Here is an 11,130-nt window from a genome sequence, read left to right as displayed (position 1 = left end):
GCTCGATCACCTGGTGGCGACTCGGCTGGCCATCGCCTTTTGATCGTCGGGGCGCTATTGGCAAGGTCACGATGGAATGTGGTGATGTCAATGCGCTTTCTGTTTGTCCTGATCCTGCTCGCCGGCGCCGGCATCGGTGTCGTCTATCCCTGGGCGATGAGCAACTTCTCCGGCCATGAGATCGGCACCTGGCGGGTCTATGAGCAGGGCCGCTTCAAGCCGCTGACGGTGCCGCTCGCCGGCCGCGACGCGCCGGTGAGGGTGCTGGTCGACCTGACCGCAAGAGCCGAGCGCATAGTCTCTCAGCAGCGCACCGTGCTGACGCTGACCGCCGCAAGCAATGGCCGCACGGTGCTCGCCTCGACGCTGCAGTTCAACCATCCCGACAATCCTCGCCAGGCCAGCCCGCAACTGCCCGACAAGATCTTTCGCGACGAGGCCGGCGTGATCGCGACCGTCAGCCCAGGTCCCTACATCTTCACCGTTGGACCGGGTGATGCCGACGACATACCGATGCGGGCGGTCGATCTCATCTTGCGCTCCGGCGCCGGCGAGATCGACAGCCGTGCGCGGCCGGTCGGCTTCGCGCTGATGGCGATCGGCTTGATCGGGTTTTTGCTGACCCTGCGTTCTGGCGGTGGCGGCCGGCCGGAAAATCCGAACTCGCAGCCACCGCCGCCGCGCTGGGGCAGGGGCTGATGCATGTCGCCCAAACATGTGCAGCGGTTTTGGGACAACGACATGCATAACGGCACAAAACAATGAACTACCGCCACGCCTATCATGCCGGGAATTTCGCTGACGTCGTCAAGCATGTCGTGCTGACGCGCTTGCTTGAGTATCTGAAGCAGAAGGACAAGGCGTTCCGGGTCGTCGACACCCATGCCGGCATTGGCCGCTACGACCTGTCGTCGCTCGAAGCGCAGAAGACGGGTGAGTGGCAAGGCGGCATCGGCAGGGTGATCGATGCCCCGTTTGCCGCGCCGGTGGAGGCGCTGCTCGCGCCCTATCTGGAGACAATACGGTCGCTCAACCCCGAGGGCGGCATCCAGAAATACCCGGGCTCGCCGTTGATCGCGCGCCATCTCATGCGCAAGCAGGACAGGCTGACGGCGATCGAGCTGCACCCCAAGGACGCCGCGAGGCTGAGGATGTTCTTTGCGGGCGATTTCCAGGCCCGGATCATCGAACTCGATGGCTGGCTGGCGCTCGGCGCCCATCTGCCGCCGAAGGAAAAGCGCGGCCTTGTCCTCATCGATCCGCCATTCGAGGAAGCGGGTGAGTTCGAGCGCCTCGTCGACGGGCTCATAAGGGCGCACAAGCGCTGGCCCGGCGGCATCTACGCGCTCTGGTATCCGATCAAGGACCGCAAGGCGATCATCGCCTTCCGCAAGGCGTTGAAGCAATCCGGCATCCCGAAGCTGCTCGACATCGAATTCGAGATCAGGCCGGCCTCTTCGGAACCCAGCCTCGACGGCAGCGGTCTGCTGGTGGTCAACCCGCCGTTCACGCTGGAGGGCGAACTGCGGACGCTGCTGCCGGCCCTGCACAGGCTGCTTGCGGTGGGGCGGCCGGCGCACTGGTCGCTGGAATGGCTGGCCGGCGAGCAGGTTTGAGGCGGGCTCATTGACGATCCGGGACCGCGCTCTTTTGGGTCCGGACATGAACGTGCCAGAGCCATTCCGGTGCCGTGCAAATTCGGCTTTGGTCAAAAGCAGTTTCAAACTGGGAAACCATTGTCAACGCAACCGCTTGACCGCCGCCGAGCGAATCCGCACAGTGCGCGCAATCGACCTTGAGAGGCTGCCATGACTCGCTTCGCCAAATCCGCCCTTGCCGCCCTGATTTCGCTCTGCACCCCGCTTGCCGCGCCTCTCGGTATCACCCAGACCGTGCAGGCCGCCGATCTTACGGTCTATTCCGATGAAGACAGCGGGGTCTGCGGTCAGCCATGGGTACTGAACAAGATCACCAGCCGCTTTTCCTATCAGGTGCATCATGTGCCGCACCTGCCTGATGTGCAGATCACCGATTTCCGGCGTATCCACCAGCATCGCTATCTGGCGGCCAACGATACCTGGCCGATCGGTCGCCGTTATTGCGGGGCCACCGTCAGCCTGTCCGACGGCCGCGATCGCACCATCTGGTACCTGATCGAGGAGGGCCAGGGCTTTGCCTCGATCGGCGACAATGTCGAATTCTGCGTCTCGGGCTTCGACCGCTGGATGGTCTACAACGGCCGCTGCCGCATTCTGCGCTAAACCCGGTTTCCCCTCCCAATCTCTTTCGCGCCTGTGGCTTGATCGGCTGCAGGCGTTTTCGTGCCGCGTTGACAGCAGGTGCGATCCGTCGCATAGACATGAGACAGACCTGTCTCACCACTTGGTATGCGCCATGACACCATCGCCCGTTTCCGATAAGCGCCAGCACGTCGTTGAAACGGCCTACGTGCTGTTCAAGCGCGCCGGCTTCCATGCCACCGGTATCGATCGGATCATCGCCGAAGCCGATGTGGCCAAGATGACGATGTATCGCCACTTTCCCAGCAAGGACGAACTGATCGTCGAGGTGCTCGACTATCGCGCTAAGCGTTTCGACCGCCAGCTCGACCGGCTCGCCCAAGAGGGCATTCCGCCGGAACAGAAAATCGGAAGAATCTTCGACTGGCATGCACGCTGGTTCCGCAGCCCGGATTTCCATGGCTGTCTGTTCGCACATGCGCTGGCCGAGTTCGGCGATCCCGGGCATCCGGTTTTCAAGGCCGTTGTCAGGCAGAAGAACGGCCTCAAGCGGTGCATGCGGTCCATCCTCGAAGAGATGATGCCGCGCGGCCGCGCCGAGAGCGGTGCGGCGGCGTTGCTTATGCTGATCGAAGGGGCGACCTTGCTGGCGCAGATGGGGCAGGCCGACGCCGCCATTCGCGACGCCCGCAAGGCGGCCATGGGCATCGTCGCTGCTTCGCGTAAGTCCCAATGAGCCCGCTGGTCATCGGGCTCGCATTGTTTGCGGCGATCCTGCACGCAACCTGGAACGCGTTCCTGCGCACGGGGGCCGACAGGTTGTGGACCGTCACCGTCATGAGCTTTTCCAGTACGGCGCTCGCCATCCCCTTCGCCTTCTTCCACGGCCTTCCGGCCGCGCCGGCCTGGCCCTACATCGTGCTCTCGGCCTGCCTGCAGGTCGGCTACAGTTTGTTTCTGGTGGCCGCCTACAGATATGGCGAACTGGGACAGGTCTATCCGATCGTTCGCGGCAGCGTGCCGCTGCTTGTCACGCTCGGTGGGTTCTTCCTGGCCAACCAGCAACTCACTCTGCCGCAGACCATCGGTGTCGCACTGGTCGCGGGCGGCATCATGGGCCTTTCTCTCGGAAGGGGCAGGGCCGCCACGACATCGATATTCTATGCATTGGCAACGGGAGCGATCATCGCCGCCTATGCGATGGTCGATGCGCTCGGCGTTCGGGCGGCGGGAAGCGCCGGCGCCTACACCGCATGGGTGTTGCTGATCTACGGCGCGTTGCTGCCGGCGGCCTTCGTCGCCTGCCGTGGCCGGCTCATCGTCGACCTGCGTGCGCCGGAAACCTGGAAGGCACTGGGCGGCGGCCTGTTTGCACTTCTGGCCTACGGCGTCGTGGTCGCGGCCTTCGCGCTTGGACCGGCAGGTCCGATCACCGCGATCCGCGAAACCAGCGTCGTCTTCGCGGCTTTCATCGGGCGCCTGTTCCTGGGCGAGATGCTGACGCCGCGGCGGGTCGGCGCCTGCGCCATCGTCGCGCTCGGCGCCATCTGCCTCGGCTATCAGCCGTGACGGAAATGTGGATCGCGAAGATTCTGGACTGCAGCCCGTCTCAGGGCGGCGAGGGCTGCTGACGATTTTTGCCATCGGCATCGCGCTCAATCTTGGCAATCCGAAGATGCCGTTGTTCTACGTTGCGCTGTTGCTTAACGTCGTCGGCGCATCGCTAAATGCTGTTCATCTCGGTGTGCTGATGATCGTGCGTCGGGTGAACCGCGCGGCGGGCGGTGTGATGATCGGCGCCGGCGTTGCCGTAGTTGCCGCGCGCTGAGCGGATTGCCCAGTCACGCTATCTCCTGCGCGGCTCCGCCTCGGCCTGATCGAGGATCTTGCGCAGGAATGCGGCGTGGCCGCGAAACGCGCGCCGTCCGCTCGTCGTCGCCTTGACGCGCGTCTGCGGCCGGCGGCCGACGAACAGCTTTTCGATGTCGACATAACCGGCCCTGGCCAGCGTATCGAGATGCGCGCCGAGATTGCCGTCGGTGACGTCCACGATGGCCTTCAGCCCGGTAAAGTCCAGCGTTTGACGCCTTTCCAGCATGCTCAGCGCGGCCATGATCCTGAGTCGAGTGCTTTGATGGATGATTTCGTCGGCACTCATCGATCGGCTCCGGCGCAGCCAAGTCGGAGGCAACGGACAACCATGCCGCCGCCGTGGCGGACCGTCTTGGCAATCTGGAACGGCGACAGCGCCGTTTGCTCCTGCGCGATCGACATTGAAGTGCTCCCGCATGCTGTACAGAATACTCTGCCATGTAGAGTTATCTGTCAAATCACGAGAAAGCCGGTCTGCGATCCCGCTTGACAAGACGATGCACCGACCGGCTGTCGCATTGCAGTATAGATCGTCCGGATGCACGAGATGATCGCACCGATGAGGCGGCGGTCATGATATCGGCGCCGACGATCGACACCCAAAGATGCTCGCTGATCTTCGGAGCTTCACGAGAGGAGCGGTCCAGCGGAGTGTGGAGAATGTCGGTGGCACATTCTAGCCATTGGTCGAAGATCAGCAGTGAATTTCTGCGACGATCAGCACGATCATGTGCCGATCGTAACCGAAATTTAAGCTGCGAAAATCAGTCTATTGCTTCGCTGGCTAGCAAGCCGCGAGTCAGATATGCATGAGCGTGCCGGGTCATTACGGCCGTCGGCACAAAGGAAGGGGCATCGCATGGCTAAGCAGTCATCCAAAGCGCCGGCGTCCAAGGCACCGGCAAAGAAAGCACCCGCAAAAGCAGCGACGGCAAAGGTCGCAGTTGCAGTGAAGAAAGCAGCACCCGCTGCCAAGCCGAAGGCCGCGGCGGCCAAGGCAAAAGCAGCACCGGCCAAGAAGCCGGCAGCGAAGAAGGCGGCACCCGCCAAGGCAGCGGCAAAGCCGGCTGCGAAGGCGGCACCGGCCAAGAAGCCTGCAGCGAAAGCCGCGGCGAAACCCGCAGCGAAGAAGGCAGCACCTGCCAAGAAACCGGCTGCCAAGGCTGCACCTGCCAAGAAGCCGGCTGCGAAGGCTGCTCCGGCAAAGAAGGCTGCGGCAGCGAAATCTTCAGCGCCGGTGAAGAAAGCGGCACCTGCTGCCAAGCCGAAGGCAGCGCCCGCGAAGGCCGGCAAGAAGTAGTCGCGCTTCCCTCGCCGGGGGCGGTGCCGAAACAGTCAAGGGCGGGTGCCTCACAGGGCGCCCCGCTCGTTTTTTAGGCAGTCGGAAGGCGAGAACAGAGGCGGACGGAGGATATCTTTTCGCAGCTCCCAGGACTTCGCCATAGGGCGGAGTCCGGTGGGGGCTTTTTTGTGTCATTCATGCGCGTGATGAAATGTCGGCGCGACGCTGTTCGGTCTTGCCTGTCGGCTGGGTGATCCGTGCGATCCCGGCAACTCGGCGACCATGGTGAAGCGCCGCCTTCTTGGAGCGCTCGCTAAACGGCCTTGGTCGATGCGTCGCTCGCTGGCGGCTGGGTTTTCCGCTTCTGGCCATTGCTCGATCGCGCCTGATCGGTCAACACTGCCGGCCTGCAAAACAGGAAACCGATCATGCCCAGGCTGCTCTACGCGTCGTCTTCTCCCTACAGTTCCAAGGTACGAATGGCGGCGGCCTATGCCGGCATCGCTGTCGATCTGGTGCCGATCAAGACCGAGGAGAAGCCGGCCGACTTGATGATCGCCAACCCGCTCGGCAAGATCCCGGTTCTGGTGCTCGACGACGGTCGCTCCATCCATGACAGTCGCGCCATCACCCAGCACCTCAATCGCTTGTCGAAGAACGCGCTTTTTCCACGCAATCCCGACAAGCGGCTCGAGGCGGAAGTGCTGGAAGCATTGGCCGACGGCATTTGCGACTGTGCGCTGTCGATGGTCTATGAACGGCGCACGCGGCCTGAGGAGATGGTCTATCAGCCTTGGCTCGATCGCCAGTGGGCGAAGATCACGGCGGCACTCGACCTGCTCAATGCCAACCCGCCGAAGCTGCCGAAAAAGATCACCGCCGGCCAGATGGCGCTGCGCGCCTGCCTTGGCTATCTCTCGCTGCGCTTTGCCGGAAAATGGGAGAAGGGTCGCGCCCGGCTGACGCGGTGGGCTGCGCGCTTCGACGAGAAGTTTCCAGAACTGAAGCCCTGCATTCCCGGTTGATAGCCGATTACCCCGGAATTGATTTCCGGGTTATCAGTTCGATCATCCGGGAAAATCACTCAGACACAAAAAAGCCGGGCGCGAGGCCCGGCTTTTCGTGTCGTGGCTTGAACGACTTAGAACTTCATACCGACGCCGAAGGTGACGCGGTTGTCGGTGGCCTTGACCTTGCCGATACCGTCGAAGCTCTTGCTGCCGAAGTCGGTGTAACGATACTCGACGCGGCCGAAGACATTGTCGGTCAGCTTGATGTCGGTGCCGAGACCGGCGGTCCAGCCGAGCATCGTGGCGCGGTCCGAACCGTACAGGTCGTCTTCAACCTTCAGGCTCCTTCCGGCGAGACCGCCGGTGCCATAGAGCAGGATTTCCGGGGTCACGGCGTAGCCAAGACGGGCACGCAGCGAACCTTCGAAGCCAGCCTTGGAATTGACGCCATTCTCGTCGCCCTTGACGCCGTTGTAGCCGAGTTCGGCTTCAGCGCCGTAGACGAAGTTCTCCTGCTGCCACTGATAGCCGCCGAAGACACTGCCAACGAAACCCTTCGTGCCGACGTCAACATTGTCAACACCCAGATCCTTTTCCTTGGTATGGCCGCTGAAGCCATAGCCGACGTTGAGACCGGCGTAGGGGCCGGCCCACGAAGCGACCGGAAGTTCAGCGATCGGCGCAGGTGCCGGCGGCTCTTCCGAAACCACGTCAGCAGCATAGGCAGTTCCGCTGAGGGCGAAGAGCCCGAGCGCAACGGCCAGCGGCCGTGCGAATTTGAGATTGGCTTGCATTGTTCTTTACTCCTTAAGCCACAGGACACAGGCTTGTTTCTCACGATCGCCATCGACCCGTCCGGGGGGTGAAACGGATCTGGCGTTCGTCGGTTCCAAATGTCGTGTCAAAATGCGGCTGAAGCGAACCTGAACTTGGGTCATTCCCCGGCGCAAATGAGGCAGAACCTTGACGTTGCATCTTCGCAACAGCGAAATGGCAGGAGCCATTCCTTGCTGCGCTGCACACCGCTTGGTGCAAGGACTCCAGCACCCTATATTGCGGTCGGGCGCGCCCGAGTCCAAAGGGGCCGGGATGTCCAAACGGCCGTTTCGCCACAATGCTGCCCAAGGTGCGAACACCATTTAACGCATGCCGGGCCATATTTCGCCGGCACTGCTTTTTCGGGCCGAAATTGAGGATTGACACCATATGAGCAAAGCCACTGTCACGGCGCTGGTGACGGGCGGGGCTAGGCGGATCGGCAGGGCGATCGTCGAGGATCTCGCCGCGCACGGTTTTGCAGTCGCCATCCATTGCAACCGCTCGCGCACCGAGGCCGATGCGTTGGCTGCCCAAATCATCGCCGGAGGTGGCCGGGCCACCGTGGTCGCCGCCGACCTGACCGATATGGATGCCGTTGGCGATCTCGTCGGCCAGGCGCAAGCTGCGCTCGGACCGATCCCGCTGCTGGTCAACAATGCGTCGCTGTTCGAGGACGATTCGGTTCTGGATTTCGACTGGCGGGCCTGGGACCGGCACTTTGCCGTCCATGTGAAAGCGCCCGCGCTCCTGGCGCAGAATTTCGCCCGGGCGTTGCCGGGAGGGCAGGAGGGCCTGATCGTCAACATGATCGATCAGCGCGTCTGGCGACCGACGCCGCGCTACTTCTCCTATGCACTGTCCAAATCGACGCTGTGGACGGCCACCCAGATGATGGCGCAAGCGCTCGGTCCCCGCATCCGCGTCAATGCCATCGGCCCGGGGCCGACACTGAAGAACGCGCGTCAGGACGACAGCGATTTTGCCGCACAGGTCGATGGCTTGATCCTCAAGCGCGGCCCGGAATTGCCGGAATTCGGCGCCACGATCCGCTATCTCTGGGAAGCGCGCTCGGTCACCGGCCAGATGATCGCGCTTGATGGCGGCCAGCATCTTGCGTGGCAGACGCCCGATGTGACAGGCATGACGGAATGAGTCCCATAGACCACAAAAGCAAGCCGCGCGGCGGCGCCGACGATCTGCCCCCCGACATCGACGTCGAGGACGAGGCAGTCGAGGAGATCGTTGAAACCGTCGGTCCCGATGTCGCCTTCACCGCCATCGACTGGACGCCGCATGCCGGCGACGCGGAAGGCATGATCGGCGCCGAGGTGATCCAGACGCTGGTCAAGCGGCTGCCCAACGCGCCCGGCGTCTACCGCATGATGAACGCTGCCGGCGATGTGCTCTATGTCGGCAAGGCGCGCAGCCTGAAGAAGCGCGTCACCAACTACGCGCAAGGCCGCTTCCACACCACCCGCATCGGCCGCATGGTGCGCGAAACGTCGACGATGGAGTTCGTCGTCACCCGCACCGAGATCGAAGCGCTGCTGCTCGAAGCCAACCTTATCAAGCGCTTGCGGCCGCGATTCAACGTCCTGATGCGCGACGACAAGTCGTTTCCCTATATCCTCTTGACCGGCGACCATGTCTCGCCGGGCATCTACAAGCATCGCGGCGCGCGCTCGCGCAAAGGCGATTATTTTGGGCCTTTCGCCTCGGCCGGTGCCGTTGGCCGTACCATCAATTCCCTGCAGCGCGCCTTCCTGCTCAGGAGTTGCACCAACTCGTTCTACGAGAACCGCACGCGGCCATGCCTGCTTTATCAGATCAAGCGCTGCGCCGGCCCCTGCACCGGAGAGGTTTCGCACCAGGACTATGCCGAACTGGTCAATGAGGCGAAGGACTTCTTGTCCGGCCGCAGCCAGAAGGTGAAGACGGAAATCTCGGCCGCCATGCAGCAGGCGTCGGAAGCTCTCGATTTCGAGCGCGCCGCGATCTATCGCGACCGACTTGCGGCCCTGTCGCATGTGCAGAGCCACCAGGGCATTAATCCGGCAACCGTTGACGAAGCCGATGTCTTCGCCATTCATCAGGAAGGCGGCCAGGTCTGCATCCAGGTGTTCTTCTTCCGCACCGGCCAGAACTGGGGCAACCGCGCCTATTTCCCCAAAGCCGATCCGGCCTTGGAAGCAGCCGAGGTGTTGGGTTCGTTCCTGGCGCAGTTCTATGACGACAAGCCGACGCCGCGGAACATTCTTCTGTCGCATGGCGTCGAGGATCAGGAACTGCTGGCCGAGGCGCTCTCCACCCGCGCTGGCCGCAAGGTCGCGATCTCCGTGCCGCAGCGCGGTGAAAAGAAAGACCTGACCGACAACGCCCTGCAGAATGCCCGCGAGGCGCTCGGACGCCGGTTGGCTGAAACCTCCACCCAAGGACGCTTGCTTGCCGGTTTCGCCGAGACATTCGGCCTGGCCAAGCCACCGGTGCGCATCGAGGTCTACGACAATTCGCACATCATGGGCACCAACGCGGTCGGCGCCATGGTCGTCGCCGGACCGGAAGGGTTCGTGAAGAACCAGTACCGGAAATTCAACATCCGCTCGACCGAGATCACGCCGGGCGACGATTTCGGCATGATGCGCGAGGTGATGGAGCGACGTTTTTCGCGGTTGCTCAAGGAGCATGGCGATGTCCCGGCTGGGGATACAGTTGATGGTTCGGCAGACGATATGGAGGACGATATCTCCGGCAGCTTCCCGGCCTGGCCCGATGTCATCCTGATCGACGGTGGCCAGGGCCAGATGACCGCGGTGCGCAAGATCCTTTCGGATCTCGGCATCGAGGACCGCGTGGTTGCCATCGGCATCGCCAAGGGCCAGGACCGCGACGCCGGCCGCGAGCGCTTCTTCGTCAAAGGCAGGGATTCATTTTCGCTGCCTGTCCGCGATCCCGTGCTCTATTTCGTCCAGCGATTGCGCGACGAGGTTCACCGTTTCGCGATCGGTTCCCACCGGGCTCGCCGCAAGAAAGAGATGGTCAAGAGCCCGCTCGACGAGATCAGCGGCATCGGTCCCGGCCGCAAGCGGGCATTGCTGCTGGCATTCGGCACCGCCAAGGCGGTCAGCCGTGCTGCTGTCGAGGATTTGAGGAAAGTCGACGGCATTTCCGAACAGGTCGCCAAACTGGTCTATAATCATTTCCATGAGAGTTGAAAAATCTGGCACTTTCATCTGGCCAATCGATTCTAGCCTGTTGACCCCCCACATTCGCTTCTGATTTGAGTAGGCAGGCAGAAAGAGTTTCCCAGACATGGCCAAGCGCGCGTTCAACCTGCCCAACATGCTCACCTACGCCCGCATCGTCGCGGTGCCGATGGTGGTGCTGTGCTTTTTTCTCGAAGGACATCTGAAGTCGAGCGACTTTGCCCGTTGGTCGGCGCTGATCATCTTCCTGCTCGCCTCGATCACCGACTATCTGGATGGCTATCTGGCACGCGCCTGGCAGCAGACCTCCAACATCGGCAAGATGCTCGACCCGATCGCCGACAAGCTGCTGGTCGCCACCTGCCTGCTGCTGCTGGCCGCCGACACCGATCGCCATGCGGGCATTGCCGGCTGGTCGTTGTGGGCGGCGATCATCATCCTGTGCCGCGAAATCCTCGTCTCGGGCCTGCGCGAATATCTGGCGGCTCTCAAGGTCTCGGTGCCGGTGACGCAGCTGGCAAAATGGAAGACCGCCATCCAGATGGTCGCCATAGCGTTCCTCTTGGCCGGACCGGCCGGCGACAAGATCTTTCCGCTGACCACCCAGACCGGGCTGGTGCTGCTGTGGATCGCGGCGTTGGTGACGCTCTATACGGGCTACGACTATTTCCGCGCCGGCCTCAAGCACATCATGGACGAGTGAG

Annotated in this window: 12 protein-coding genes and 1 pseudogene; 11 read left to right on the top strand and 2 right to left on the bottom strand. The window is 62.6% G+C overall.

The window, feature by feature from the left end; genetic code table 11:
- Positions 1-90: 90 nt before the first annotated feature.
- The 6 genes and pseudogenes from MESCI2_RS0118975 to MESCI2_RS0118950 all read left to right on the top strand — a co-directional run.
- Complete coding sequence (locus MESCI2_RS0118975; protein ID WP_027037952.1) at positions 91-699, top strand: hypothetical protein; 609 nt, start codon at positions 91-93, stop codon at positions 697-699.
- 62 nt (positions 700-761) lie between these two features.
- Complete coding sequence (locus tag MESCI2_RS0118970) at positions 762-1,616, top strand: 23S rRNA (adenine(2030)-N(6))-methyltransferase RlmJ (RefSeq protein ID WP_027037951.1); 855 nt, start codon at positions 762-764, stop codon at positions 1,614-1,616.
- A 192-nt stretch (positions 1,617-1,808) separates the two neighbouring features.
- Positions 1,809-2,261: a hypothetical protein gene (locus MESCI2_RS0118965; protein ID WP_023813788.1), complete on the top strand. Its 453-nt coding sequence runs from the start codon at positions 1,809-1,811 to the stop codon at positions 2,259-2,261.
- A gap of 133 nt (positions 2,262-2,394) precedes the next feature.
- The gene (locus tag MESCI2_RS0118960) at positions 2,395-2,976 is read left to right on the top strand and encodes a TetR/AcrR family transcriptional regulator (RefSeq protein ID WP_027037950.1); all 582 of its coding nucleotides are present in this window, start codon (positions 2,395-2,397) and stop codon (positions 2,974-2,976) included.
- Positions 2,973-3,809, top strand: a complete 837-nt coding sequence (locus MESCI2_RS0118955; protein ID WP_027037949.1) for a DMT family transporter — start codon at positions 2,973-2,975, stop codon at positions 3,807-3,809. The genes MESCI2_RS0118960 and MESCI2_RS0118955 overlap by 4 nt, the downstream gene beginning before the upstream one ends.
- A gap of 28 nt (positions 3,810-3,837) precedes the next feature.
- Positions 3,838-4,068 (top strand): annotated as a pseudogene (locus MESCI2_RS0118950) (LysE family translocator); the annotation flags it as partial.
- 18 nt (positions 4,069-4,086) lie between these two features.
- On the opposite strand, the gene MESCI2_RS0118945 reads toward MESCI2_RS0118950, so the two are convergent.
- Complete coding sequence (locus MESCI2_RS0118945; RefSeq protein ID WP_027037947.1) at positions 4,087-4,398, bottom strand: transcriptional regulator; 312 nt, start codon at positions 4,396-4,398, stop codon at positions 4,087-4,089.
- A 573-nt stretch (positions 4,399-4,971) separates the two neighbouring features.
- On the opposite strand from MESCI2_RS0118945, the gene MESCI2_RS0118935 reads away from it, so the two are divergent.
- Both MESCI2_RS0118935 and MESCI2_RS0118930 read left to right on the top strand, forming a co-directional pair.
- On the top strand, positions 4,972-5,412 hold the full coding sequence (locus tag MESCI2_RS0118935; protein WP_027037946.1) for a hypothetical protein: 441 nt from the start codon (positions 4,972-4,974) through the stop codon (positions 5,410-5,412).
- Positions 5,413-5,822: 410 nt separating this feature from the next.
- A complete protein-coding gene (locus tag MESCI2_RS0118930; protein WP_027037945.1) occupies positions 5,823-6,419 on the top strand; it encodes a glutathione S-transferase family protein in 597 nt (198 codons plus the stop codon).
- A gap of 116 nt (positions 6,420-6,535) precedes the next feature.
- Here the strand turns inward: MESCI2_RS0118930 and MESCI2_RS0118925 are convergent, their stop codons facing one another.
- Positions 6,536-7,198: an outer membrane protein gene (locus MESCI2_RS0118925; RefSeq protein ID WP_027037944.1), complete on the bottom strand. Its 663-nt coding sequence runs from the start codon at positions 7,196-7,198 to the stop codon at positions 6,536-6,538.
- A gap of 412 nt (positions 7,199-7,610) precedes the next feature.
- Here MESCI2_RS0118925 and MESCI2_RS0118920 point away from each other — a divergent pair, with 412 nt between their 5' ends.
- The 3 genes from MESCI2_RS0118920 (at position 7,611) to pgsA (ending at position 11,129) form a co-directional block, all read left to right on the top strand.
- Positions 7,611-8,375, top strand: coding sequence for an SDR family oxidoreductase (locus MESCI2_RS0118920; protein WP_027037943.1), 765 nt, complete (start codon positions 7,611-7,613; stop codon positions 8,373-8,375).
- Complete coding sequence (gene uvrC / locus MESCI2_RS0118915) at positions 8,372-10,435, top strand: excinuclease ABC subunit UvrC (RefSeq protein WP_027037942.1); 2,064 nt, start codon at positions 8,372-8,374, stop codon at positions 10,433-10,435. Before MESCI2_RS0118920 ends, uvrC begins: the two co-directional genes overlap by 4 nt.
- A gap of 97 nt (positions 10,436-10,532) precedes the next feature.
- Positions 10,533-11,129 carry a CDP-diacylglycerol--glycerol-3-phosphate 3-phosphatidyltransferase gene (gene pgsA / locus MESCI2_RS0118910; protein WP_013532480.1) on the top strand — a complete coding sequence of 199 codons (597 nt, stop codon included), beginning with the start codon at positions 10,533-10,535 and terminating at the stop codon, positions 11,127-11,129.
- Position 11,130 lies beyond the last annotated feature (1 nt).

Source organism: Mesorhizobium ciceri WSM4083, assembly GCF_000519305.1.
Taxonomy (GTDB): Bacteria; Pseudomonadota; Alphaproteobacteria; order Rhizobiales; family Rhizobiaceae; genus Mesorhizobium; species Mesorhizobium ciceri_B.
Note: the sequence above shows the minus strand (reverse complement) of the source record. Positions and strands in the feature narration are given on the sequence as shown.

Excerpts from the sequence above, each read along its gene's own strand:
- MESCI2_RS0118975 (WP_027037952.1), top strand. The coding sequence starts at position 91 with ATGCGCTTTCTGTTTGTCCTGATCCTGCTCGCCGGCGCCGGCATCGGT.
- pgsA (WP_013532480.1), top strand. The coding sequence starts at position 10,533 with ATGGCCAAGCGCGCGTTCAACCTGCCCAACATGCTCACCTACGCCCGC.
- MESCI2_RS0118965 (WP_023813788.1), top strand. The coding sequence starts at position 1,809 with ATGACTCGCTTCGCCAAATCCGCCCTTGCCGCCCTGATTTCGCTCTGC.
- MESCI2_RS0118955 (WP_027037949.1), top strand. The coding sequence starts at position 2,973 with ATGAGCCCGCTGGTCATCGGGCTCGCATTGTTTGCGGCGATCCTGCAC.
- MESCI2_RS0118935 (WP_027037946.1), top strand. The coding sequence starts at position 4,972 with ATGGCTAAGCAGTCATCCAAAGCGCCGGCGTCCAAGGCACCGGCAAAG.
- MESCI2_RS0118920 (WP_027037943.1), top strand. The coding sequence starts at position 7,611 with ATGAGCAAAGCCACTGTCACGGCGCTGGTGACGGGCGGGGCTAGGCGG.
- MESCI2_RS0118925 (WP_027037944.1), bottom strand. The coding sequence starts at position 7,198 with ATGCAAGCCAATCTCAAATTCGCACGGCCGCTGGCCGTTGCGCTCGGG.
- MESCI2_RS0118970 (WP_027037951.1), top strand. The coding sequence starts at position 762 with ATGAACTACCGCCACGCCTATCATGCCGGGAATTTCGCTGACGTCGTC.
- uvrC (WP_027037942.1), top strand. The coding sequence starts at position 8,372 with ATGAGTCCCATAGACCACAAAAGCAAGCCGCGCGGCGGCGCCGACGAT.
- MESCI2_RS0118960 (WP_027037950.1), top strand. The coding sequence starts at position 2,395 with ATGACACCATCGCCCGTTTCCGATAAGCGCCAGCACGTCGTTGAAACG.
- MESCI2_RS0118945 (WP_027037947.1), bottom strand. The coding sequence starts at position 4,398 with ATGAGTGCCGACGAAATCATCCATCAAAGCACTCGACTCAGGATCATG.
- MESCI2_RS0118930 (WP_027037945.1), top strand. The coding sequence starts at position 5,823 with ATGCCCAGGCTGCTCTACGCGTCGTCTTCTCCCTACAGTTCCAAGGTA.